Origin of the sequence: Aliiglaciecola litoralis, from assembly GCF_039523355.1 — a bacterium.
Taxonomy (GTDB): domain Bacteria; phylum Pseudomonadota; class Gammaproteobacteria; order Enterobacterales; family Alteromonadaceae; genus Aliiglaciecola; species Aliiglaciecola litoralis.
On record NZ_BAAAFD010000006.1, the window covers coordinates 196,797 to 222,045 of the forward strand.

The window sequence follows — 25,249 nt, forward strand, 5'->3', positions numbered from 1 at the left end:
GGGCTGTTAACGAGCATAGTTTTGAAAGTTTACTAATTAATCTTCACTTAGCTGCAGAAAATCATTAAAACTGTAACTTTACACCAATTTGGTGTTCTGTTTGCTTACCTATAGAATATCGCCCGATTTTCTCTGGGTCATATTTGAAGGGTATTACAAATGAATCAGCAGTACGAACAGGAGTTAATGAGCAGTTGGCAAGAGCGTCAGGAATACGCTGAAATGATGCAGCCACTGTTGGGTAAACTTTACCGAGATTTTGCCGTTGAGGTTTCTATATTTGGGCGGCCAATGTTAGGCGCGAACGCGATTGATATTATCAAAGCGCACCGCACCGTTAGACTTCACACGGGCGATAAACTCCGACTCAGAGAGAGCTTTCCACTTCTGGATGCGCTAAGCAAATTAACGCTAGCGCCTGCTCATATTGATTTAGGCAAGCTAGCCTTTGCGTATCATCATGAATCTCAACATCAAGGTAAGTCTATAGAAGACTACCTGACTGAACAGTTAGGTGACATTGTTGGTCAATTAGATAATCACCCTCCTCAAGATGTGGTTTTATATGGCTTTGGTCGTATTGGTCGACTATTGGCAAGATTGCTAATAGAACGCCAAGGCAAGAATAATAAGCTGCGCCTCAAAGCTATCGTCGTGCGTGGTGGTAAAGAAGGTGATCTGGAAAAAAGAGCGAGCTTATTGCGTCGTGACTCAGTGCATGGTGCTTTCAACGGCAGCATTACCGTTGATCACGAACGGAATGCGCTAAAAGCAAATGGTTCTTTTATTCAGGTGATTTATGCCAACTCACCAGATGAAGTGGATTATACGCAATACGGCATTAACGATGCCATCGTTATTGATAATACCGGTATGTGGCGGGATCGCGACGGTCTAGGATTGCACCTTAAAGCCAAAGGTACCAAAAAGGCATTGTTAACTGCGCCGGGTAAAGGCGACATTAAGAATATCGTGTACGGTGTTAACCATAGCGATATCTTAGCATCAGATAATATCCTTTCTGCCGCTAGTTGTACTACCAATGCCATCACACCCGTGTTGAAGGTGCTTGATGAAGAATACGGTATCGCTAATGGTCACGTCGAAACGGTACACTCATTTACCAATGATCAAAACCTAATCGATAATTTCCATAAGGCTGAACGTCGAGGCCGCAGTGCTGCACTTAACATGGTGATTACCGAAACGGGTGCCGCCCAAGCCGTTTCCAAAGCATATCCGCAATTGGCTGGTAAGTTAACGGGTAGCGCGATACGAGTGCCAACGCCGAATGTGTCATTGGCCATTTTGAACCTAAATCTTGATAAGGCGACAAGTCGTGATGAGATCAATGACTTCTTACGAAGTAAGTCGTTGCTATCTGAATTACAGCATCAAATTGATTTTACGTCTTCCAAGGAAATCGTATCAACTGATTTGGTCGGCTCAAGAGCGGCTTCTGTTGTCGATTCACAAGCAACCATAGTCGCTGATAATCGCACTACATTGTACGTTTGGTATGACAATGAGTTTGGTTACAGCTGTCAGGTAATGCGGGTAGTACAAGCTATGGCGGGGTTACAGTACCCAACGATCCCAGCCTAAAGGATACTTACACCGTTAAAAGAACACGCTAAGTGTTTATGTGTTCGCACTACATTAAACGTCGCTTTGTCAACCTATGCAATGCGGCGTTTTTTATGCCTTGAATTTAATATGATTGAGCAAATAGCCGATGAGGAGGTGAGCAATAGCAGGGTATTTGGAACGACTAACAGGTTAACTCGTCTTTCATCACCGTTCGGATACTAAGCCGCTTTTGCTAAGAGCGTTATCAGCTTAAAAAAATCCCCAGCAACATGGCTGGGGATTTTATTAATTTAGACTAAAGGATTATTAAACCTTAGTCATTTTTTCGCTTACCTTAAGGTTGGTAGGATACTGACATATCCACTCCTGAAAAGGTGCTGTATGCGCGAATCCCAATATGCCATGTACCAGCCGTTGGGTTGGTAAATCCGCAGTCTTCATTGTTACCATTTTTGTATGGGCGACAATCATAGCTACTAGTGGTTGGTTGCGCGCCGTAACGAACATAGAGATCTGCGTCACCCGAACCATTGGCAATATTTACGTCAAATGTTGACATGCCGGCTGGGACCTCAATTGTGTAATACTTCCACGTGTTACGACTAGCTGACACATCGGCCACTGTGGTACTAAAACCACTACCGCCACCCGTGCTTGGTTCAGTGAAAGAACCGACTAGATTTACACCACTAAACGCGCTGTAGCCGATTATCTTGACATAGTAGGTGCCAGCCTGCGCGGTGCTTACTGGACAGCTTTCTGCATTACCATTTTTATATGGACGACAATCATAGCTTGAGGTTGTTGGCTCTGAGCCGTATTTGACATACATATCTGCGTCGCCGCTACCGCCTGACATATCGAAACTCAGATCAGTCGCGCCTTCAGGCACTTCCATAGTGAAAAGCAGTTGCTGATTTTGGCTACCGGCTAAACTTGTTTTAGCCACACCATTTTCCAGTACGTCGTTTCCACCGCCGACAGAGCCACAACTAAGCGCTAAATAGTCAGACGCGGCTTTTGCTTGTGCCATGCCATAACCAGTACGATCATCACGACCAGGGACATCTAAGTCTATCGCGGTCGCGGTAAGGGCTGCTCTTACTTCAGAGCCTGTACAGTTTAGATTATTGCTCCAGGCAAGTGCGGCAACAGCAGCTACATGAGGCGTCGCCATTGAAGTACCGTTATAATAGGCATAATCTTGATTTGCTGAGACACCAAGGCTGGCGGTCTGACCAAGCCTACCTAATAGAGCAAGTCCGACGGAACGATTTACCGACACTGAAGGTACATCTACTGCAGCATTGGCATCAACCAAAAACGGATTCTGCAATCCAGGACGCGCCGAGTTACTGTAAACAACGACACCTGCAGCGCCGGCATTTGCACAGGCTTGAGCTGCATTGACTTCAGGGTAACTGCTACCAGATTGGTTTGCATCACGTTCAGCCACACAGATTTTGCCTGACATTGAACCACAGCTATAGTTGCTGCCTGTGCGACTACATGAAGCTAATGCACCAGAAACGCTGCCATTAACATTAGTTACTACATAGCTACTGCCACTTGGTACATAACGTGTTTGCGGCACTATGCCTTGTTCCGTGTAGCTTGTTGCGCCAACGCTGAGGCTGCCAAGGCGACCATCTCCTGCAACGGTAGACAAAATAGCCTCACCGGGACCTGAAATTTCTACTTGTGGCGTATATTGTGAGAATTCCGCATGCTGACTGTTTTCGTCAACAGCGGCAACGGCCATAACGGTATCGTATGAAGCTGGGTAGGACAGGCTAGCATCACCATCATTGCCCGCAGCAGCGACTAATAACACACCAGCTGCCGTAGCTGCTTCAAGGCCATTGCGCTCAGATGCACTGGACGAAGGACCTCCTAAGCTCATATTAACCACATCGGCTCCATTGTTGACACACGTATTCACCGCTGTGACTAAGTCTGAACTATATCCCCAGCCAGCTTCGTTGAATACTTTTACAATATGCAGGTTAATTTGTGCGTTAGGTAATACACCTTTTACCCCAAAACTATTATTTACCGCAGCGATGGTGCCAGCCACATGAGTACCATGGGAACCACCAGCCTGATACCAATTGCCAGTGCCAGAGTCATTCGTGCCTGTTGCGTTGTTTGCGGATAAATCTGGGTTGCTGGCCTCATAACCAGAATCGATAATACAAACCGAAAGTGAACCTGCAGCAGAGTCACTAAGTTGCTCTGCTTGAACAGCTGATAAGCCCCAAGGGGATGATTGTGCCATCAAATGACGAACAGGATCGACCTCAGCAAATTTGATGTTTTTGTCAGCGCGAAGTGAGTTCAGCAGAGCCTTTTTCTCATCTTTGCTGAGTTTTTCTTCTAGTTTAAGTACGTGCTTGCCTTTACTGAGTGCGCGTTGGTACTTCATCGCTTTTTTATTCAGTTTGGCAAGCCGCTTTGCTTCTTTACGAGCATCTTTGTTATTAGCAAATTCAACAATAAACTGATCCGACTCTTGCTCGGCTTTTGCATCACGTTGACTGGCTAACCACGCATTAAAACTGCGAGCGTTCGCATCGTTTCCGCGTTCGATTTTGCTAATTTCTTGGAGTTCTCCAGCTTGAGCGCCGGTAGATAAGCTCATGGCAACTACAGCTGCCAACGCTGTCTTGCACAGCAAGTGTTGCTGTTGGGGGAAGTTTTTTTTCATTATTATTTCTACTTCTTGTTATTTTTATTATCACAACTTGTGTTGCGGTACTTTCCCTTTCTCCCTGTCTTTCAGTAACTTCCGTAGCTTATGTGACATATCGCCACCTAAAGACGAGTGCATAAACTAACACTATTTTAACAATTAAACATTGGATTTGATTATTAGATATACGAAAAAGTAATTAACGAATACTTCCGCATGACTTACAAAATGTAGGCCACACTAATTAAATCAGGGGGTTCAATGAATTATGGATTATCAGACCAGAGAAGGTGTCAAAGGTTAGAAATATAAATATTTTTAACGATATCAGCGTTAACCACTACGCCAGTCATCTAAAAATCAATATTCGTCCACTGTGATTTTAATTGAGCATTTTTGTGGCAGTGTTTGCCGGAAAAATGATATTGAACTTTAGCCCCATGCCAAGTTTGCTGCTGGTAGTTATTTGTCCCTTTAGAGCTTGTATAACGAGGTTGTAGACTAAATGTGCCCCTAAACCGCTGCCACCTTCTCCTCGTTTAGTCGTATAGAAGGGTTCAAACAATCGATTAATGGCTTCTTTGGACATACCAGCTCCGTTATCTTCGTAGCACAGGTGAATATTCTTACCTATAGCTTTAGCACTGATAGTTATTTTTCCTTGCTCTATGTTTTCAAACGCGTGAATAATCGAATTCATAACAAGGTTGGTAATAATTTGCACTAACGCACCTGCCCGACAATGCACTTGGAGGTTTTCATCACAATTAATAATGATTTCGTGTTTGAATTTCTTTAACGTGGGGTGCAAAGATAACAACACTTCGTGAAGATAAGCGTGTAAGTATATTGTCCGCAATTCATCACTAGATTGGTCAACGGCAATCTGTTTAAAACTACTGATAATATCGGCCGCTCTGGTCAGATTATACAGGCTGATTTCGGCGCCTTTTTCTGCACTGACTAAAAATTCTTGCATGAAGCTATTAGTGATTTTCTTATTAATAAATTTTTCGTTCAAACTTTTAATAAGGTGGCTTAAATGACTCATGGCAGTTACGCCAATGCCCACAGGGGTATTTATTTCATGTGCAATACCAGCTACCAGAGCCCCCAAAGACGCCATTTTTTCTTGCTCGATAAGTTGGTTGTGCGAATGTTCAAGTTCATCCATGGCATTCTGCAAATACTGGTTAGCGCCTTCGAGTTCGTTAGTGCGCTGGCTGACTTTGTTTTCTAAGTTGAGGTTCAACTCGCGGATCTCTTCTTGAATGGCCAGTTGCTTTTGGTTGTGAGCTTCGATTTCATCTAGCATGATATTAAAACTTGAAGACAATGCCGAAAATTCATCGCTACCTTGCTGTTCCACACGAATAGAATAATCTTTCTGTCGGCTAATGTTCTCAGTTGCATCGACTAGATGTGACAAGGGAGCGAGCAAGATTCGTTGAAAATACAATGAAATAATCAATCCAAGCAAAAGACAAACCAACATAGTTGCACTAAATACTGCAAACATCTGTAATTGAAATTCATCCAGTTGGGAGAAAACAGAGTACTGATATAAGTAACCTATTATTTGGTTATCGACTTGAATTGGTGTAGTTAGCTGAAAGTGTCCATCATCATAAACTGCCCTTTGATATTGTCTAACATCTTGCTCTGGCAAAAACCGCGCATCAGACGAATAATTAGCGATAAACTCTAGCTCGCCGTTATCGTTTAGCGCGTATGCGCTGGCATTTATCACGTCGGGAGACGTTTTAAACGATGATAACAACCGCTCGACAGCATCACTGTCACCGAATGTCACCGCTGGGGCCAAATTGTAAGCCAAATTAGCTAAGCTAGAGCGGGCGCTATTTTCTAGATATATTTTAAAGCTGTTATTCAACACGATTGCTAAGCTAGCGGTGGCCAGCAACAATACAATGAACGTTACGCCAGTAATGACCACTATTAACTTGGTTTTAAATGACTTGAGTTTATTTAATGGATTTATCAAGTTCGTCACTTCAAATTGACTTAGCTAATGCTTTTAGTCGAGATTCTATTTTGATTGGGGTTTTATCAATGTTGGCGGTACTGATAAATATTTTCATTTTGTTGTCTACAATGATCAAAGATACCATTCCGCCTAACTGCAAAAAGCGTTTACTAGTGCCAATCAATAAGGTTGTTTCCGTAAGACGAGCTATTTGTTGTTCAGTCATTCCAGCCCATTGCTCATCCGATGAATACAGCACCTTACAATTATTTTCTGATAATTCAAATAGTTGCTCCTTATTATTCAACCTTATAACTTCAATCTGGTAGCCCTTAGTTGACTTTGACTCCAATTCCGAAAAGGCGCGATCAAGGTTTTCGTTAGCCTGCGCCAACACACAAATTGTGAACTTGGGATTATTGCTGATAAAAAGGGACTCGGGCCACAGCGTGAACTTGGTTATTTGATAAATAAAAGCCGCAGTCAGTTGGGCTTTCTGATTGATACCTACCTGCGCGTTAACATTGATGTTAAACAGTAACAGAATCATCATCAGCAAACCTTGCTGGAATATGTAATCAAAGCGCTTTAATCTCATAAAACTATATACTTGTTATCGCTTGTGAATAAATCTAGCAAACGGTTATGTACAAATAACATGATTTTTATGTGTCGCTAAAACGATAAGGTCAAGGTCTGCGCTGATATTGAAACTCCTCTTTTTGGTTTCTTCAAATAACACTAGTATCTTTTTCTCTGAACAGTGGTTCATTGCTGTTATGACTATAATTGAAAGGTTAATTCTAAGTTCAACTGTCTGCCTCTAGCAGGTAACTCTTGCACTGGTTGATTATTAATATCGGTTCCCAATGGCGAATACGTCGACGTGAAATATTGTTCATCAGTGAGGTTTTTAACACTAAGTTGCCAACGAAGATTGCTGCTCCAGCGATAGATTATGTGCGCATTTATAAGAAGTAATTCATCCTGCTTGCTTAAGCTTTCTACGCTGGAACGCCAATTTCCAGATAAACTAAAAGACCAATCTGAGGGCGTATAATGCACTTCATAATTTAAATACGTCTGCGGAGCAATCACTTCAGATGGGGTAAATTCTGCTCCCTCAGCTAATTCAGTTCGGTTTGTAAAAAGGCGAGTAATATCTGATTGCAGCAGCCAATGCCTACTAGGCTGCCATTTCAGCTGCAGTTCTAATCCGCGAGCTTTGTTGCTACCTATGTTTGCTAAAAACGACAGATCATCGGTATTACTTCTACCGACAATATGTTGGTGATGACTGGCAAATAGACTAGCCGTGAAGGCTGTTTGAGCACCATGCCAATAATACACGGCTTCCATGCTCGTCAATTCATTGGCTTTTAATGATTGATTGCCAACAGTAAGTCCACTTTCTTCGTCATAAAGGTCACCCAGTGAAGGCGCTCGATAGGCCTCTGCATATATTAATTTATAGCCTTGATTATCATCCAAGGCGTGTACTAACGAAAGTCGAGGCGTTAATGCATTGTCGATGTCGTTGTAATTATCTAATCGCAGACCTGTAGTTACCGCGATTTGGGGTGTCACCTGCCACTCAGATTGGGCATAAACACTTTGGATACGTCTGGTCATATCCAAAACAGTGCGTTGAGAATCGTTGGCATCAAAGGTGACCACTTCGCCTAAGTAGTCCTCGTTACCATAAATATCAAAATTACTCTTTAAATAAGAGCGCGGGATTTCACTAGTTGACAAAAAACTACCCAGATTAAACTTTACGTTATCAGAAAATTGATAACTTGCATCTAAAGCAATATTGGCAGATTGGTACTCCAAATCGATGCCAAATAAAAAGTCTGGAGACGGATTAGGTGCAGGGCTGCCAGCTGCCAGAGCGGATAATGACTCTCGGGTAGCATTTTGGTAGCCTGCGGATATATCTACCTCCCAGCGTTCATTTTGCAGCAATTGATGGGAACCATAGACCGTCCAATGAGTCAGTTCGACCTCTGCAACCCCATCCCGCAGTCGTCTAAATAAATAGTAATTTTGGCGCTTTGAATGCAAATACTGAAAATCAATTCTACTTTGGTCGTTTTTTGTGGTCAGGTTGAGTTGTTGCACGGTTTTGGGATCGTTGGTTGAAGTTTGTAATCCGCTGCGATCAAACACATTGTGATAGTTTTCACCTTGATCACGGTAAAAATTGATTGAGGCGCCTAGTTCCCAGTCTGCAACGGATACCTTATCACTCCAATAAAGTGCAGAGGTGCCCAAGCTGCCAAGAGTTGCACTGATTTGTGGAGTTGAATCAGTGATAATATTGACAACGCCAGAATACGCATTGGAGCCATACAAAGCCGAACCTGGACCTCGGATGACTTCGATTTTACTAGCGTCACGGATACTAAAATAACGAATTAAATAATTAATCCCACCGGTATAATCATCATTGATTCGTTGTCCGTTTAGCAGCACTAGTAAGGTGTTGGCATAATTTTGAGCGTGTCCGCGCATCACCATATGCGACAAATTACCCTCGACACTGTCCATCATGCTGTAAAAGCCAGGTACCCGTGTCAGCAAGTCTCCTAACGTGCGCAAGCCTAATCGTTCAATATCGTCACGAGTAAAAAGAGAGACTGAAGAGGGCGATTGCGCCAAGGATGTCTCGTTTTTAGTGGCGATAGATACGGGAATATTAAGCAATTCTTCGAGGGATAAACTATAGATGTCGTTGTCATTGTTAGCATTGGCTTTGGTACTATAAAGACAACAAATGTAGATACTAAATAATACGAAGAGTATGGAAATGCCTCTGACCATATTGTTACCTATTAAACGATGACCAACGGTTTAACACAATACTAGTCTATGTAAACCAATTAAACGAATACAAAATTGCAGGCAGTTTATAAAACAAGTGAAAAGACAATATCGACGCTATTTTTAGATTCGTACTTTTGGGGTTTGTATCAACTTTAGCTTCTAAGCGTCGGAAAATAGCCTGTGGAAAATGATGCTCACATATATGTTCTACTTACCTATAGAATCGATTTTTAATTAGTTTGTTTCTAGGTTTTGCTATCGCCACTAAGGTGTCTTTTCGTGTCCTTTAAGGTGAATGCAAAGTAATCATAGGTCGTGGAAATTTAACTAAATGCGTCACCAATCGTTTGTTTATGCGCTAAAAATTGGATAACCTTCTGGCAATTCATTAATCGAAGTCACTTTGACTTTAGGATGTCGTATTGAAATGGATAGTGAAACATAAAGCGAGGTTGTTGCGCTGGTCTCGCGACTTGCTAATTGGTGCGTCGATAATCTATGCCATCACACTTTGGCAGGGCAGACATTTGCTAGATGATGATGGTACGGTTGTGGTTGATAATGTGCATTTGGCAACCCTCAACAATGATGTCCAACCGCTCTTTGTATCTGACAAACGAACCCTGGTTTATTTTTTTGCACCTTGGTGTGCAATTTGTGAATTGAGTATTGGCAACTTAGATCATTTATCTGATCCTGAATTGCGAGTAGTAAGAGTTGCACTCGATTATCAGAGTCAAAATGAAGTCGAGGATTTTGTTAATAGGAGCAATGTTAAGGGGGTGGTGTTGTTAGGTAGCAATCAGCTTAAGCAAAAATTCAAAGTTCCTGGCTATCCAACCTATTACCTTTTGAACGAACAACAACAGGTTGTTGGCCATTCATTTGGCTATAGCAGTGCAATGGGCTTAAAACTGAAAAATTACCTAAATAAATAAGCCTAGTTAGGTTATTTTTAGCCAGACTATGGTAGATTATTCGCGTCAAAACCATCAGAGAGTGGACGAGTGAAAATAAGTAGCAATTTCGATTCTGGCAACATTGTTGTTGTCAAGGCAGAACAACCCAACGACATCGCATTACAAATTCGTAAAGATAATGCGTCTGATTTTTATCAGTGGTTCCATTTTAAATTAGATTCGACCCCTTTTGTCGAGCACCGCATGATCATTTCCGACTTGGCTAATTCAGCCTATCCAGATGGCTGGCAAGGATATCAAGCCGTTGCATCATACGACCGCCAAGAGTGGTTTCGCGTGGACACGCAATTTGATGGCGACAATCTTACGATTACTCATACGCCGGAACACAAGCATACCTATTTTGCTTATTTTGCCCCTTATAGTTACGAACGTCATCTAGACTTGCTGGCAATGGCGCAGGTGTCCTTTGATTGTGAATTACACCATTTAGGTGAAACCTTAGATGGTCGAGATATGTCGATGTTAGTCGTCGGACAACCAGAAGAGGGCAAAAAGAAAATCTGGATCACCGCTCGCCAGCATCCAGGTGAGACAATGGCAGAGTGGCTGGTTGAGGGATTGTTAAATCGGTTACTTGATGAAGATGACGGTGTTGCCCGTAATTTGCTCGATAAAGCGGTGTTCTACATCGTGCCTAATATGAATCCAGATGGAGCGGTTCGCGGGCATTTGCGTACCAATGCCGTAGGGACCAATCTTAACCGAGAATGGCAATCTCCGTCGATGGAACGCAGCCCAGAAGTATTCTTAGTAAAACAAGCAATGCAAGAATCAGGCGTTGATCTTTTTCTCGATATGCACGGCGATGAAGCCTTACCCTATAACTTTGTCGCTGGCAGTGAAGGTAACCCAGGTTACGATGAGCGTATTCAACAACTTGAAAATGCCTTTAAACAGGCTCTGCTGACGGTGACGCCAGAGTTTCAAGACGAGTTTGGCTACGACAAAGATGAACCCGGCCAAGCCAATATGACAGTTGCTACTAATGCCGTTGGACAAACCTTTGATTGCTTGGCATACACATTGGAAATGCCGTTTAAAGACAATGCGTTACTTCCTGATCCCGCGTACGGATGGTCACCCGTGAGATGCATGCAGTTAGGTGAAGATGTGTTGGTGGCGATCCACGCCGTGGTTGACGATTTACGCTAAGGATATTGAAGAGCAGAGTATAACTGCCTGATATTTAATAATTAATAACAATAAAAAAGGGGATTAGTTTGGAAGGCTTACATGATTTTTTGAAATTACTCGATAGTTGGCTTGGAGGCAATCCGTTGTTTCCGTTCATTTTGTTGGGAACGGGATTGTTTTTCACCTTATATCTTGGTTTTCCGCAAATTCGCTATTTCAAACACGCTTGGAAAGTGGTCACGGGTAAATTTGATAAGGCCGATGACCCAGGTGATACCAGTCATTTCAGAGCATTAACCACCGCTCTATCTGGTACCGTCGGTACCGGTAATATTAGTGGTGTGGCATTTGCTATTTTTCTAGGTGGTCCAGCCGCACTGTTCTGGATGTGGGTAACTGCATTTTTTGGTATGACAACCAAATTCGTCGAAGTCACGCTGTCACACAAATACCGTGAGAAGACCGAAGATGGCACCATGGGCGGTGGTCCAATGTATTTCATGGACAAAGGATTGAACATGAAATGGTTAGCGGTGTTGTTTGCCGTGGCAACCGTGATCAGTTCATTTGGTACCGGTAACCTACCGCAAAGTAATGGTATCGCCACTAGTATCCAAGAAACCTTTGGTTTCGAACCTTGGATAGTGGGTAGTGTGTTGGGAATTCTACTGGCCTTAGTTATCCTTGGTGGTATCCAACGTATCGCAGCCGTGACCTCTAAGATAGTGCCATTCATGGCCGCCGTTTATTTGGTCGGTGCTTTTTCTGTTATTTTCGCAAATTTAGAAAATATTGGTCCGTCATTTTCTGCCATTGTTGGTGATTTGTTTACTGGCTCGGCAGCCACCGGTGGCTTTTTAGGCGCGTCAATTGCCTATGCCTTCAATCGTGGTGTGAATCGAGGCTTGTTCTCAAATGAAGCGGGGCAGGGGTCTGCGCCTATAGCTCACGCTGCTGCAAAAACTAAAGAGCCGGTTTCTGAAGGTGTGGTATCTATCCTCGAACCTTTCATCGACACGATCGTTATCTGTACCTTAACGGGGTTAGTGATATTGTCATCGGGTGTGTGGAAAGAAAAACACATAAACGAATTTGAACGCTCCAGTTTAGAGATTGTGGCGGGCACATATGACGAAAATAACTTACAAGATAGGGAAAACCTGTATAAGCATCTTAACCATATCGATGGGAGTTCTGTCGAGATGTTTAACGGTGAAATTCAGGTGGTTTCAGGTAAAGCTGTCAGTGGTGGATTCACTATTGTGCACGCTCGCTCACTGGCTGAAGACGTTGTCGTCACGGTCGGAGGAGATGAAGATTTATTTACCGGAACCCTTAACATAGTCGACGGTAATATTACTAAAGACAACATTGTACTCAATGGTAAGTCATTGGTGCATTCGGCACGACTCACAACCATAGCCTTTACTAAAGGGTTCTTTGGTGAGTTTGGTCAATATATTGTGTCTATTGGCTTATTGCTATTTGCGTTTTCAACGGCAATTGCTTGGTCCTATTATGGTGATAGAGCCATGACCTATTTATTTGGTTCTCGTTCGGTGATGCCTTATAGAGTGGTTTACGTAGCTGGTTTTGTATGGGCTTCATTTTCCGACACTGAGCTAGTATGGACGCTCGCGAGTGTGGCAATTGTGGTGATGACCTTACCTAACTTATTTGGTATTTTGATGCTAAGCAAAGAGATGAAGAGTACTGTTAAAGACTATTGGAAAAAGTTTAATGCGGAAAATAAATCTTAATTAGCCGTACCAACGTATTTACGAAAACGCGGCACGGCCGCGTTTTCCTGTTTTAACGTTACAATGAAGAGAGAGTATTATGGCATTAATTGATTGCCCTTCATGCAACAAGAAAATTTCAGACAAAGCCAAAACATGTAATCACTGTGATTTTGCAATTGGCCAAGCGAGCAATGAAGACTTACAACGTAAAAAGAATCTAAAGCGCTTTCAACAGCAACAGAGTATTCAAAATCAGTCGATGTTAGCGATGTTGCTTTTTATCGGCGGCTTTGCACTTATGTATTGGGGCACCGCAAGCACAGACTCTTTGCAGTACACACTGTCAATTGGCTGTTCGGTAGTGGGTTTTGTATGGTATATCATCAACCGTATTCGATTGATTTTTGTTAAGCGAGCTGACTAGATGAATATTGATGCGCTGGTTTCTTCAATGAGTCAGCAAACCTATGAGCGGCTTCTTCAAGCTGTCGAAACAGGTAAATGGTTAGACGGTTCTCCTTTGACAGAAAATCAAAGAGAGAGCAGCATGCAAGCAGTCATGATGTACCAAGCCAAGGTCTTAAAATTGGATGAACACATGATGCTCAACGCTGATGGCGAAATAAATCATAAAAGCCGCCAGCAGTTCAAAAATGAATTTGCACAACAAGGCAGCATCGCGCGGTTCAAACAGGATGATTTTTAAAAAACTTTTTCGACCTAAACACCAACACCCTGATCCACAAATCCGAATTCAGGGGATCCAAGCGCTTTTGCCAGAACAAGCAGAGCATAAGAGCGATCTGCATGAATTGGCCTTCAATGACGAAGATCCGAGCGTAAATTTGGCTGCTTTAAAACGCTTAAACAGTTTTGCCCTGTGGTGCAAAATGGCCGAAACGGCGAAATCTGAGCGGATCCGTAAGAAAGCGCAAGCTATGGTCGAAGATGCACTCTTTGAAAGAGGTGATCTACAACTGTCAGAGCAAGAACGGCAGCGCTTTGTGGCAGAATGTAAAAGTACTGCACTACTTGAAAAACTGCTGAACTTACCTTGGCTAAAATCCGATCAATCTGGATTGCTGGTGCAAGTGCTCGATAAAATCAATAAGCCGCACGTGATGCAGCAAGTATTCGTCCAATCAGACATTGAATCTGTGCAACTAAGCTTGATTAATCGTATTGATGAGCAAAGTATTCTGAATAAATGTTTAAAGAAGACGTCATTTGACTCAGTTAAACAACAGATTCGAGACAAGCTCGAAGCTGCGTTTATTGCTAAGACTCGTCCTATTGAAGTTGAAAAGCAAACTCGGATGGTGCTGTCGCAGTTACTGGCTTTGAAAGACAAATCTGATTACGCTGAAATTCAGGATAAATACCAAGAGCTTGTCGAGCAATATCAGCAATTAGCCGCACAGTTTAGTTGTTTGAAAGCGGATGTTAAAAGCAATTTAATCGAACGATTCGAGGACATCAGTCGTAAAGTGCAGGCCTCACTTGAACAACTTGCTCCTCAGTGGCAGGCAAATCAAGCGGCAAGAGCATTGGAACAACGAATAACAACGCTAAGCGATGCCGCTAGACAGTGTATGGCTGGCGTTGATGAGTTGTTGCAGGGCGATTTAGAACAAGTCGATACTACGTCATTAACGTCAATTGAACTTGAATTACAACAGTTCCAAAAGCAAATTGATGATGTACTTTCTGATATTAGCCGGCAACAGGTAGACTTACGCGTCAAGCTAGAGCGACTTCGCCACGATATTACTGCCACCTTAACAACGCTCAACGCGTTACCAAAGTTGCAACAGGCTATTGAGCGTGCGGTTGAGTTTTTAACGGTATTTGCAGCCTTGCCATTACCCACTGATCATAGCCAAGTCGATGCGTCTGCCAGCTATATTAAAGACCAGCGTTTTCAATGGAAACAGTTAACCGCACCCTATCAATCTTATTGGCCAAAAACGCTATCAACCCAATGGGATGAGTTGCACCAGCGTTGGCGAGCGGCAATCAAACAATTAAAAGAATCGATTAAGCAAAATGAAACACGCTGTCGTACAAAATTAAAAGCGATAGAACAGCTGGTTAATCAAGGTAAGTTTAAAGCGGCGATGAGCTTATATGCTCGAGTTGAGTCTTGGTATTTCGGACTTCCTGAGCGCAATCAAGCTTATCTTCAACGCAGCTTTGACAAGGTTAAAAACGAAATCGAAAACCTCAAAGATTGGCAGCACTACATCGCCCAACCACGCAAACCTGCATTATTGAAGGAAGCAGAAGCAATTCGTGATAAGCCGCTTGGTATAGATAAACAAGCAAGTGAGGTTAAGCGTTTACGTAGTGAATGGAACTCCTTAGGTAAAATCGATAGCGAGGCTGACTCTGCCCTCAACAGCGCATTTGAATCCACATTGGAAAGTGCTTTTGAACCTTGTCGTCAACATTATGCTCAACTGCAACAAGAGCGCGAAGACAACCTAGCCAAAAAACAAAGCGTTCTAAAAGAGTTGGATGCACTGACACACAGTGAATTAGATGACAAGCACGTGGCTGACCAATTAGCCTCATTGCAAAAACAGTGGCGCCAAATTGGCAAAGTAGATTATAAAATGCTGTCTGAATTAAACGAGCAATACCAAGCCAGTATTGATCCGGTTAAACAGCGCGTAGAGAACTATTATCAAACTAACGCAGAGCAAAAGCAGTCACTGCTCAATAAGTCGCTTAAATTGATGGAATTTGAAGATATCGATTTGGCGATTGAACAAGCCAAGCAATTACAAAAGCAATGGAAACACATTGGTTTTGCCGGCCCCAAACGAGATGGCAGTCTTTGGCAAGAATTTAGACAATCCAATGATCAGGTGTTTGCCAAAAGACAGAGCCTGCAAGACGACGCTAAGCAAGCTATCAAGCAGCAAATCAATGAGTTTCAACTACAACTTGATCCACTGGTCGCTCAGATTTCTGAGGCCAATTCAGTTTCACAATTAGATTCAGCTAAACAGGACCTCGGGCGATTAACATCGCTTTTGGAAGATATGGATGACAAGGGATCTAAAGGTTTTCGGACAAAACTGAGTCAACTTGATAAACGCATCGCCGAGAAACGTCAACAAGCGATAAGCCAGCAAAAAGCAAACGAGATCACTCAGTTGTTCAATGTGCTAGAAAGTAGTATCGAAAATTCGTTAGATGATTCAGTTTTAGCCTCGCTGAGTGCATCATGGAGACAGAGACTGACCGATCCAACGCGACCCGGTTACAGTCGTTTAGAGCTCAATGTACTGCTTGATATTCTTCATGAGGTGCCAAGCAGTGATGCTGAACAGTCACTGCGCAGTGAGCTACAGCTAACACTGATGTCAAAGAAGTTGCAAGAAGGGGTAACCTTGACTGCGAAAGACGTACTCAATATGTGGCTTCAACATGGCGCCGTTGAACCACAACAAAAAGCGTTACTTGAGCGACTCAAAAAGCACGTTGATGAGCACGCAATGCTTTAATCGACTCCTATTGCTGCCTGCCACAGGTTTTGCTGTGGCAGAGTTTGCGAAAACGCCTAGAATCATTGACACGGATTAAGCGGATGGATTTAACTCACCGCGTAAATTAGTCAACAACTGGCGTTTAATTTCCTTCATGGGTAAATCTTTACTAAGCAAATAATGCAGTTTTGCCAAGGCCGCTTCAGGGGTCATATCGTTACCTGACACGACACCCACTTCACGCAATACATGGCCATTTGCATAGCCGTTCATATTCACCTTGCCTCTAAAACATTGGGTACAATTTAGCACCAAAATGTCGTTCTTTTCGGCCAATCGCAGTTGTTCTAGTAAAGCGGCGTTTTGTGGCGCATTACCCACGCCATAGCTGAGTAATATCAGCGCTTTGACAGGTTGCTGCAAGGTGTTTTTAATCACATCCGCACTGATCCCGGGATACAAGGTGATCACACCAATTGGCTGAGAGCTGATTTGGCTAACCGTTAAGGTTGATTTAGTCTGTGTGGCAATTTCACCTGCGCCTAATTCAATATTGATCCCAGCGGAAAGTAGCACGGGATAATTAGGCGAGCCAAAGGCATCGAATCCATCTGCGTCCACTTTACGGCTGCGATTACCGCGATAGAGTTTGTTGTTAAAGTACAAGGATACTTCTGCAATGGGGTAATTGGCGGCGATATACAAAGCATTGAGCAAATTTACCTGACCATCGGAGCGAAGTTCAGCTAACGGAATTTGTGAGCCTGTTACGATGACTGGCTTGCATAGATCTTCAAGCATGAAGGACAATGCAGACGCCGTGTAAGCCATCGTATCGGTGCCATGCAGAATAATGAAACCATCATAATCGGCATAGTTAGCTTGAATATCGTTGGCTATTTGCTGCCAGTCAAGCGGACTCATATCAGAAGAATCAATTAAACTGTCGTATTCATGGATGGTGAAACTTGGCATTTCATCGCGGTGGAATTCAGGCATTTTCGCCAGTGTTTCGGTTAAAAAACCTGGTACTGGTACGTAACCCTGGGACGAAGGCCGCATACCAATAGTTCCGCCTGTGTAGGCCACGTAGATTTGCTTTTTCATAAGATCCTAAAAATCATTAACAACAACCGCTAGTGTAGCCTCTTTAGATATAGTTCGCATCAATGCTGTGTAAATTCAAAGGCTTGTCAAAATGTCAGTTTTGCTTAACTATGGAGACTGAATTTAACCATAAGGCCAAATTATGCGTTGTGTTATTTCATTGTTTGTCATTACTGTTTTCGTTTCCCTACTGCGGATAGGTGTGGTTGATGCGCAAATATTATCGATGCGAGAGCGTGCCAATTTAATTGATGAGATGTCTCAAGACCGATTAAACACAGTGCTTCCGGATTTAATGACCCGAGAAAAAATCGATATGTGGATTTTAATATCTCGGGAGTACAACGAAGATCCGGTGCTCAAAACCATGCTTCCCTCTACCTGGCTGTCGGCTAGACGCAGAACCATTTTAGTGCTGTTTAATCCGGGGCAGGGTAAACCCATAGAGCGCATGGCCGTTGCCCGTTACGATGTAGATAGCTTGTTCAGCAAGAAATGGGATAAAGAGAAACAACCGGATCAATGGCAACGGTTAGTGGAACTCATAAAACAGAAAAATCCGCGCCGCATTGGTATTAATAAGTCTGAACACTTTGCCTTAGCGGATGGGATCAGTGCCACCGAATATGAACAACTAAAATCAGCTATGGGAGAGTCATTGTCGACGAAATTGGTGTCTGCCGAATTGCTGGCCGTAGCCTGGTTAGAAACTCGTAGTGAAATGGAAATGGCAGTCTATCCTGAGCTTATTCAAATAGGTCATCAATTGATTAAACGTGCATTTTCCAATGAGGTGGTAACACCGGGCGTAACCACCACTACGGATATCGTCTGGTGGTTGCGGGAACAAACACGCGAGCTCAAACTGACAAACTGGTTTCATCCATCGGTATCAATTCAACGTTCTAATAATGAACAATTCGATCAAATTAGTGCCTTTAGCGGCGCCAAAAAGGACCAGGTAATTCAGCCTGGAGACTTGTTACATGTGGATTTCGGCTTAGTGTATTTGCGCTTACATTCAGATCAACAACAACACGCTTATGTGCTCAAGCCTGATGAAACAGAAGCGCCCGCTTTTCTTAACCAAGCACTGGCTAATGCTAATCGGCTTCAAGATATTTTCATCGCGCATTTTAAAGCAGGACGTACTGGAAATCAGGTATTGAAACTCGCTCGTGAACAAGCCATTCAAGAGGGCATTAAGCCATCCATCTATACGCATCCCATTGGGTTTCATGGTCATGCAGCAGGCACCACGCTAGGTATGTGGGACGCGCAAGGGGGAGTACCTGTGCAAGGGGATTATCCACTGCATTACAACACCGCCTATTCAATTGAACTTAACGCCGCTAGCTTTATCCCGCAGTGGAAAAAAGAAATTCGCATCATGTTAGAAGAACAGGCCTTTTTTGATGAGGCTGGCGTACACTACCTTGACGGCAGACAAACCCAGTTTCATTTGATTAATAGCAAATCGCAACCGTGAAACTTGTTACAGAACTTTTCAAGTGCAGATCAGCAGGTGTTTGTTTGTTACTATTTTGGCGCTTTTAATAATTGGAATAAAAATGAAAAACACGTCCTTTTTGGCTAAAACTAAAATCTCATTGATCGCTATGTCTGTGGCGGTTAGTTTAGTAGGCTGTTCGGCCAACACTTATCAAGCCGCTTCACCTGCAGGAGCACTGAATCTGACCAGCACAGAGATGGCGCAAAAAACCGAAGCTGAAAAAGTCCAATTGCTCACTGATCAATTTTTTGATGAGTCTATGCAGCGCAACCCTATATATGCCACTTTTGTCGGTGTGCATGACTACAACGATAAATTTGGTGATCCGATCAATCAAAAATCCTTGGCAGAAGGCTTGGCATTCGAACAAAAATATTTGCAGGCAATCAATAAAATCGAACCAAGTAAATTGTCAGGTCAAGCATTGCTAAGTTATGAAATATTTAAGCGTGCCCGGGAAATGGCGATTAAAAGCTATCAATTTGATGTACATCTTATTCCCATTAGCCAAATGGGGGGGGTACACAGTTTCTTTGCCATGCTGGGTTCTGGCAGTAGTGCACAGCCATTTAATACCGAACAAGACTACCGTAACTTTATGAGTCGAGCCGAGGGCTTCTCGATCTTTATGGATAGTGTCATCTCGGCAATGCGCGAAGGAATTGAAAAGGGCATGGTGCATCCTAAGCCAATTGCCGAAAAGTTAATTCCTCAACTGTCTGCCCATGTTGTGGATGATGTCACGCAAAGTGTGTTTTTTGCACCTTTAGTCAGCTTGGATGATAACGAAAACATTGCTGAAAAAAGCAAAGCACAGCTTAAACAAGACTACGTGAAGATGATTGAGCAGGTGATAGTGCCAGCCTACGCTAAAGTACACGATTTTATTAAAAATGAATATGTGCCAAATGCTCGAATGACAGTAGGTTTATCCGCTTTACCCAATGGTAAAAAATGGTATGAGTATCAAATCGAGACCAATACGACTTTGCCTCTTACCGCCGAAGAGATCCACCAATTTGGTCTAGATGAAGTGGCTCGTATTCTGGCCGAAATGCGCAAGGTAAAACAAACCGTTGGCTTTGATGGTGATCTGCAAGCATTTTTCGAGCATTTAAGAACAGACGATCAGTTTTTCTTCGACTCTGAACAAGCGCTAATTGATGGCTATACCCAAGTGAAAGATAAAATAAACAGCCGTTTACCGATGTTGTTTGAGGTGTTTCCCAAAGCAGATTATGTAGTGAAGGCCGTAGAGCCTTATCGCGCAGCTTCGTCTGCTGCAGCAAGTTATATGGCACCCGCACCAGATGGCTCTAGACCAGGGGTGTTTTATATCAATACTCGGGATCTCAGAGCACAACCAAAATACTCACTTGAAACTTTGAGTATTCACGAAGCGGCTCCTGGTCATCACTTTCAAATTGCAATCCAGCAAGAAGTAGAAGGGTTACCGCGTTTTCGTAAATTTGGGGGCTATACGGTGTTTTCCGAAGGTTGGGCGTTGTATGCAGAAAGCTTAGGTAAAGAGCTTGGCTTATTTACCGACCCTTACATGTGGTATGGCCGATTGAATGACGAACAACTCCGCGCAATGCGTCTGGTGGTTGATACCGGACTACATGCCTTTGGTTGGAGTCGAGAAAAAGCCATTGCCTATATGAATGAAAACTCGTCCATGGCCTTGAGTGATATTGTTGCCGAAGTTGAAAGATATATTTCAATGCCCGGTCAAGCGTTAGGTTATAAGACCGGTGAACGTCATATACGCATGTTGCGCAATAAAGCCAAAGCGGCCTTGGGGGATAAGTTTGATGTGAAGAAATTCCATACGCAAATCCTCATAGATGGCGCGCTGCCGATGCCGATTTTGGAAGCTAAAATTGACCGTTGGATAGCGTCTTTGCAATCTTAATTAAAAATTGACTAGGGTTTTACATACGTTTTTTATAACGCTGTGAAACACAGTATAGGTTAATCATCGCCAGCTGAAGTATGCTGGCGTTTTTATGTGAGCTATCCGAACAAATCGAAGTGACAATAACGGTTAAAAAACATCGCCTTTATTAGTCTGCTAGTCTGCTTTTTAACTGGTAGTAACACATATCGAGATTGCCATTGCCTTTATAATGAAAAAAAGCGTTATCCAGCTTACGGGCGCTATCAAGCCGTTGTTTAACTTGCGATGAATCTTGATGTTGGAGTTGCACCGCAATACGGTCTTTTGCTGGCACATCTTCGGCTAACTTGATCCAGTTAATTTTAGAACGTTGCTGCGGTTTTTCTATCACTCCACTTGGCGTATTAACCGATGCTCTGCTTACCGATTGCAGCGCTGGCATACCGTAAATAACTTTAGCAAACGCGCTCATGTTGCGATCTAAATGGCGTGTTGCTTGACCTATCACTACGTAAAAGTCCGTGGTGGCACTGTCCTTGTCGTTACTGCGAGCCATGGCAACTGTGCCGGGGCAATGCAGCAACCATTCTTCATTTTTGCTAGGGTCGCGACCTGCTGCAAAACCATGTAAATAACCGGTTTGTGGGGCCATGAAATCCTTGTCTTGTTCAAGCTGGAAATGACTGTTTGCTGGCGCTTTGCGAGTAAACTCAGCATTTAAGGGCTGTTTATATTTTGTTAGTTTTTCACCTGACATATCGCCAGCTTGAGCAACGAAGCCATCGATAACGCGGTAAAAATCCAATCCATCATAAAAGCCTTCGCTAACCAAGTGTTTAAATCGAGCAACGTGATTTGGTGCCATGAAGGGCGCCAATTCGATGATGACAAGACCTTCAGTGGTTTGCATATAGACAAGATCATCTAACGAGGGCGTGCGCCACTGGTCGCTATCCTGCGCCTGTAGCGGGCTACTAATGAATACCCCTAAAAACACAATGATTAGTACAAGGTTAGGCATTTATATTCCTACAAAAAAGCCCGCTGGACAGCGGGCTAATCATGAATGACTTATTTTACTTCAATACCGGCGGCTTGTTTATCGGCATGGTAACTTGATCTCACCATAGGACCACAGGCGGCATGGGTAAAACCAATTTTATGTGCATAAACGCCTAATTCATCAAACTCTTCAGGATGCACGTAACGCTTAAGCGGGTAGTGGTGTTTACTGGGTTGCAAATACTGACCAAGGGTTAACATATCCACATCATGGGCGCGCAAATCATCCAATACAGTGGCGATTTCTGCTTTGTCTTCGCCCATCCCCATCATCAAACCTGACTTGGTTGGGATCTCTGGATGTTGTGCCTTGAATTTTTTCAATAAATCCAGTGACCACTGATAATTAGCGCCAGGGCGACATTCACGGTACAAACGCGGAATGGTTTCCAAGTTGTGATTAAATACATCAGGAGTCCCTTGCTTAAATATTTCTAGGGCACGATCCATGCGGCCTCTAAAGTCAGGGACCAATACTTCAATCTTGGTAGTCGGACTGTGTTCACGTATGGCATTGATACAATCGACAAAATGTTGTGCACCGCCATCGCGCAAATCATCACGGTCTACAGAGGTGATCACAACATATTTTAAACCCATCTCAGCAATGGTTTTAGCCAGCTTTACAGGCTCTTCGGCGCTAGGCGGAAGGGGCTTACCGTGGGCAACATCGCAAAATGGGCAACGACGAGTACAGATATCACCTAAGATCATAAAGGTTGCCGTACCATGGTTAAAGCATTCAGCTAGGTTAGGGCAGCTGGCTTCTTCACAGACCGAAAACAAATTATTCTTGCGTAGGGTCTTTTTAATGTGATCGATTTTATCCGTGGTGCGAGGAAGCTTGATTTTAATCCACTCAGGTTTACGCAGCATTTGTTCCTTTTCAGTGGGAACTATGGTGATCGGGATGTGCTTTACTTTCTCATCGTCACGGAGTTTAACTCCTGCTTGTGGGCGTGCGTTACTCATCAAAACCTTCTCTTAATTCTTTACTTTCAATACTTAGTAGGCGGCAGAAATGATCAACAAGATGTATTCCTGCATCGCGCACAGATTGTGGGCCACCGATATCTGCGCAATTTACCATTTCAAGGCCGGCATAGCCACAGGGATTAATACGTTGAAAGGGTGCTAAATCCATATTCACGTTAAGTGCCAAACCATGAAACGAGCAGCCTTTACGAATTCTCAACCCCACCGAACAGACTTTTTTATTTTCCACATACACGCCAGGCGCATCGGCTTTAGGGTACGCGGATATAGCATAATCAGCCAAAGTATCAACCACACAAGACTCAAGCGCGGTGACCAGATGCCTAACACCAAGCTTTCTGCGTTTAATGTTGAGTAACACGTACATTGTCTGTTGTCCTGGACCGTGGTAGGTGACCTGTCCACCGCGATCGACTTGCACAACGGGGATATCTCCAGGAGCTAGAATATGTTCTTCTTTCCCCGCTTGACCTTGCGTAAACACAGGTTGATGCTCGACTAGCCATATTTCATCGCTAACGGAGTCATCTCGCTCATCGGTAAACTTCTGCATAGCGTCGAGAATGGGTTGGTACGGCTGAACACCCAATTGCCTTACAATCACTGCAAGATTACTCAAATTTTAACGCCTCGCTTGGGATTAAAGAACAACACGAACCAATTCAAGACTGGATAATTCAGTGTATATGGTCTCCATGTGATCTTTGCTGGTCACCCGTACACGGATCGATAACGAGTGATAATTCCCTTTGGAGCTTGGCTTAATCGTTGGCGAATAATCATCTGGTGCATGGTTTTGTAAACAATTGACCACCACAGATGGCAATGATTCGTCGGCAACACCCATTATCTTAAACGTCTGATAACAGGGGAAATCTAATAATTGGTCGAATTTAGTATCCACGATATTCTCTTCACAAAAGTTAGACTGTGACTAACTGTCAAAGCCTAATTGTAGTTTTATATAGTCAATGGCCTGGTCAAAGAAACTACCTTCTTGCACTTCTTGAAGTGTTACCAATGGATATTGCGCAACATCTTCACCTTCAAGTTGCAAGTACAAGGTGCCAACCACTTCGCCTTTAGCGATGGGAGCTTCTAGACTTTTATCCAATTCAAAGTTGGCTTTGAGGTTCTTCACCTGACCGCGAGGAATGGTTATGGGGGTGTCTTGGTTAATTCCCAAGTCTACGTGATCTTTGTCGCCCATAAATATGCGGTGAGAAACGAAACTGTCTCCCGCCTTGTATGGGGTAACCGTTTCAAAGAAGCGGAATCCATACTTTAATAACTTTTTGTTTTCGTTCTTACGCGCACGCTCGCTGTCTGCGCCCATGACGACTGCAACGAGACGCATATCGCCTTGTGTCGCTGAGGTGACAAGGCTATATCCTGCGTCTGAGGTATGTCCGGTTTTAATGCCGTCGACATTTAAACTTTTATCCCATAACAGACTATTTCGGTTGTATTGCTTAATGTCGTTAAACGAAAATTCTTTTTCTGCGTAAAGGGCGTATTCTTCAGGAACGTCTCGTACCAGAGCACTGCCTAAAATAGCCATATCACGAGGAGAGGTGTAATGGTCAGCATCGTGCAAGCCGTGGCTATTAACGAAACGAGTGGCAGTCATACCAAGTCGTTCAGCATGTGCATTCATCATACTAACAAACGACTCTTCACTGCCCGCAATGTGTTCGGCCATAGCAACACAGGCATCGTTTCCTGATTGAATAATAATGCCTCGATTCAAATCGCCCACTGACACTTGTTTGCCCACTTCAATGAACATCTTACTTGAGTCGGGGAAATTTTTAGCCCATGCATTTTCCGAAATGGTGACCATATCGGATTCTGAAATATTACCGTTTTTCAGTTCGGTACCAATCACATAACTGGTCATCATTTTGGTTAAACTTGCTGGAGGTAGCTGAATATCTGCATTGGTTTCAGCAATAACATGCCCAGTGTTGTAATCCATCAAAATGTAACCTTTGGCAGCAACTGATGGAGGAGGGGGAATGACCACCGCTGCGATTGCGCTGATGGATGTCAGAGATAAACTGACGAAAGAAAAAATCCCAATAAAACCTGTTTTAAATGTGCCCATTGACCTACCGTAAAATGTGAGTGTATTTAATAATTTGTAACGCTGCCTAATATAACATTTTTGCGAGCGTGTGTTGTGGAAATTGTTGATATCACGATGTCGTATCAATCTTG

Annotated in this window: 19 protein-coding genes; 9 read left to right on the forward strand and 10 right to left on the reverse strand. The window is 43.3% G+C overall.

Features of this window, described 5'->3' with window-relative positions; all coding sequences use genetic code 11:
* Window positions 1–159: 159 nt before the first annotated feature.
* A complete protein-coding gene (locus tag ABD036_RS11960) occupies window positions 160–1,605 on the forward strand; it encodes a glyceraldehyde-3-phosphate dehydrogenase (protein WP_343860201.1) in 1,446 nt (481 codons plus the stop codon).
* 319 nt (window positions 1,606–1,924) lie between these two features.
* Here ABD036_RS11960 and ABD036_RS11965 read toward each other — a convergent pair whose 3' ends face one another.
* The 4 genes from ABD036_RS11965 to ABD036_RS11980 form a co-directional block, all read right to left on the reverse strand.
* Window positions 1,925–4,297, reverse strand: coding sequence for a S8 family serine peptidase (locus tag ABD036_RS11965; RefSeq protein WP_343860203.1), 2,373 nt, complete (start codon window positions 4,295–4,297; stop codon window positions 1,925–1,927).
* Window positions 4,298–4,664: 367 nt separating this feature from the next.
* On the reverse strand, window positions 4,665–6,287 hold the full coding sequence (locus ABD036_RS11970; protein WP_343860205.1) for an ATP-binding protein: 1,623 nt from the start codon (window positions 6,285–6,287) through the stop codon (window positions 4,665–4,667).
* Between the two features lie 10 nt (window positions 6,288–6,297).
* Complete coding sequence (locus ABD036_RS11975) at window positions 6,298–6,822, reverse strand: YfiR family protein (protein ID WP_343860207.1); 525 nt, start codon at window positions 6,820–6,822, stop codon at window positions 6,298–6,300.
* Between the two features lie 230 nt (window positions 6,823–7,052).
* A complete protein-coding gene (locus ABD036_RS11980) occupies window positions 7,053–9,095 on the reverse strand; it encodes a TonB-dependent receptor plug domain-containing protein (protein ID WP_343860209.1) in 2,043 nt (680 codons plus the stop codon).
* A gap of 425 nt (window positions 9,096–9,520) precedes the next feature.
* Here ABD036_RS11980 and ABD036_RS11985 point away from each other — a divergent pair, with 425 nt between their 5' ends.
* From ABD036_RS11985 to ABD036_RS12010, 6 genes are all read left to right on the forward strand, one after another.
* Complete coding sequence (locus tag ABD036_RS11985) at window positions 9,521–10,036, forward strand: TlpA family protein disulfide reductase (protein ID WP_343860211.1); 516 nt, start codon at window positions 9,521–9,523, stop codon at window positions 10,034–10,036.
* Between the two features lie 69 nt (window positions 10,037–10,105).
* Window positions 10,106–11,233, forward strand: coding sequence for a M14 family metallopeptidase (locus ABD036_RS11990; protein WP_343860213.1), 1,128 nt, complete (start codon window positions 10,106–10,108; stop codon window positions 11,231–11,233).
* A 68-nt stretch (window positions 11,234–11,301) separates the two neighbouring features.
* Window positions 11,302–12,975 carry an alanine/glycine:cation symporter family protein gene (locus ABD036_RS11995; RefSeq protein ID WP_343860215.1) on the forward strand — a complete coding sequence of 558 codons (1,674 nt, stop codon included), beginning with the start codon at window positions 11,302–11,304 and terminating at the stop codon, window positions 12,973–12,975.
* A gap of 79 nt (window positions 12,976–13,054) precedes the next feature.
* Window positions 13,055–13,381, forward strand: a complete 327-nt coding sequence (locus ABD036_RS12000) for a hypothetical protein (RefSeq protein WP_343860217.1) — start codon at window positions 13,055–13,057, stop codon at window positions 13,379–13,381.
* A complete protein-coding gene (locus ABD036_RS12005; RefSeq protein ID WP_343860219.1) occupies window positions 13,382–13,663 on the forward strand; it encodes a YeaC family protein in 282 nt (93 codons plus the stop codon).
* The gene (locus tag ABD036_RS12010; protein WP_343860221.1) at window positions 13,653–16,469 is read left to right on the forward strand and encodes a DUF349 domain-containing protein; all 2,817 of its coding nucleotides are present in this window, start codon (window positions 13,653–13,655) and stop codon (window positions 16,467–16,469) included. The genes ABD036_RS12005 and ABD036_RS12010 overlap by 11 nt, the downstream gene beginning before the upstream one ends.
* A gap of 75 nt (window positions 16,470–16,544) precedes the next feature.
* On the opposite strand, the gene ansA is transcribed toward ABD036_RS12010, so the two are convergent.
* The gene (gene ansA, locus ABD036_RS12015) at window positions 16,545–17,558 is read right to left on the reverse strand and encodes an asparaginase (RefSeq protein ID WP_343860223.1); all 1,014 of its coding nucleotides are present in this window, start codon (window positions 17,556–17,558) and stop codon (window positions 16,545–16,547) included.
* A 142-nt stretch (window positions 17,559–17,700) separates the two neighbouring features.
* Here ansA and ABD036_RS12020 point away from each other — a divergent pair, with 142 nt between their 5' ends.
* Together ABD036_RS12020 and ABD036_RS12025 are read left to right on the forward strand one after the other, a co-directional pair.
* On the forward strand, window positions 17,701–19,047 hold the full coding sequence (locus tag ABD036_RS12020) for a M24 family metallopeptidase (protein WP_343860226.1): 1,347 nt from the start codon (window positions 17,701–17,703) through the stop codon (window positions 19,045–19,047).
* 82 nt (window positions 19,048–19,129) lie between these two features.
* Window positions 19,130–20,986, forward strand: coding sequence for a DUF885 domain-containing protein (locus ABD036_RS12025; RefSeq protein WP_343860228.1), 1,857 nt, complete (start codon window positions 19,130–19,132; stop codon window positions 20,984–20,986).
* A 151-nt stretch (window positions 20,987–21,137) separates the two neighbouring features.
* Here the strand turns inward: ABD036_RS12025 and ABD036_RS12030 are convergent, their stop codons facing one another.
* The 5 genes from ABD036_RS12030 to ABD036_RS12050 are packed head-to-tail and all read right to left on the reverse strand — an operon-like array spanning window position 21,138 to window position 25,136.
* The gene (locus tag ABD036_RS12030; RefSeq protein WP_343860230.1) at window positions 21,138–21,992 is read right to left on the reverse strand and encodes a peptidylprolyl isomerase; all 855 of its coding nucleotides are present in this window, start codon (window positions 21,990–21,992) and stop codon (window positions 21,138–21,140) included.
* A gap of 50 nt (window positions 21,993–22,042) precedes the next feature.
* Entirely contained in the window at window positions 22,043–23,005 is a 963-nt protein-coding gene (lipA, locus tag ABD036_RS12035) for a lipoyl synthase (protein WP_343860232.1), read from the reverse strand.
* On the reverse strand, window positions 22,998–23,648 hold the full coding sequence (gene lipB / locus ABD036_RS12040; protein ID WP_343860234.1) for a lipoyl(octanoyl) transferase LipB: 651 nt from the start codon (window positions 23,646–23,648) through the stop codon (window positions 22,998–23,000). The genes lipA and lipB overlap by 8 nt, the downstream gene beginning before the upstream one ends.
* Before the next feature lie 21 nt (window positions 23,649–23,669).
* Complete coding sequence (gene ybeD, locus ABD036_RS12045; protein ID WP_343860312.1) at window positions 23,670–23,936, reverse strand: DUF493 family protein YbeD; 267 nt, start codon at window positions 23,934–23,936, stop codon at window positions 23,670–23,672.
* A 27-nt stretch (window positions 23,937–23,963) separates the two neighbouring features.
* Window positions 23,964–25,136: a serine hydrolase gene (locus tag ABD036_RS12050; RefSeq protein WP_343860236.1), complete on the reverse strand. Its 1,173-nt coding sequence runs from the start codon at window positions 25,134–25,136 to the stop codon at window positions 23,964–23,966.
* Window positions 25,137–25,249 lie beyond the last annotated feature (113 nt).

Bases quoted from the DNA above. Each gene is read 5' to 3' on its own strand.
- ABD036_RS12005 (WP_343860219.1), top strand. From the start codon at position 13,382: ATGAATATTGATGCGCTGGTTTCTTCAATGAGTCAGCAAACCTATGAG.
- ABD036_RS12025 (WP_343860228.1), top strand. From the start codon at position 19,130: ATGAAAAACACGTCCTTTTTGGCTAAAACTAAAATCTCATTGATCGCT.
- ABD036_RS11965 (WP_343860203.1), bottom strand. From the start codon at position 4,297: ATGAAAAAAAACTTCCCCCAACAGCAACACTTGCTGTGCAAGACAGCG.
- ABD036_RS11975 (WP_343860207.1), bottom strand. From the start codon at position 6,822: ATGATGATTCTGTTACTGTTTAACATCAATGTTAACGCGCAGGTAGGT.
- lipA (WP_343860232.1), bottom strand. From the start codon at position 23,005: ATGAGTAACGCACGCCCACAAGCAGGAGTTAAACTCCGTGACGATGAG.
- ABD036_RS12010 (WP_343860221.1), top strand. From the start codon at position 13,653: ATGATTTTTAAAAAACTTTTTCGACCTAAACACCAACACCCTGATCCA.
- ABD036_RS12020 (WP_343860226.1), top strand. From the start codon at position 17,701: ATGCGTTGTGTTATTTCATTGTTTGTCATTACTGTTTTCGTTTCCCTA.
- ABD036_RS12030 (WP_343860230.1), bottom strand. From the start codon at position 21,992: ATGCCTAACCTTGTACTAATCATTGTGTTTTTAGGGGTATTCATTAGT.
- ansA (WP_343860223.1), bottom strand. From the start codon at position 17,558: ATGAAAAAGCAAATCTACGTGGCCTACACAGGCGGAACTATTGGTATG.
- ABD036_RS11980 (WP_343860209.1), bottom strand. From the start codon at position 9,095: ATGGTCAGAGGCATTTCCATACTCTTCGTATTATTTAGTATCTACATT.
- ABD036_RS12000 (WP_343860217.1), top strand. From the start codon at position 13,055: ATGGCATTAATTGATTGCCCTTCATGCAACAAGAAAATTTCAGACAAA.
- ABD036_RS11960 (WP_343860201.1), top strand. From the start codon at position 160: ATGAATCAGCAGTACGAACAGGAGTTAATGAGCAGTTGGCAAGAGCGT.
- ABD036_RS12050 (WP_343860236.1), bottom strand. From the start codon at position 25,136: ATGGGCACATTTAAAACAGGTTTTATTGGGATTTTTTCTTTCGTCAGT.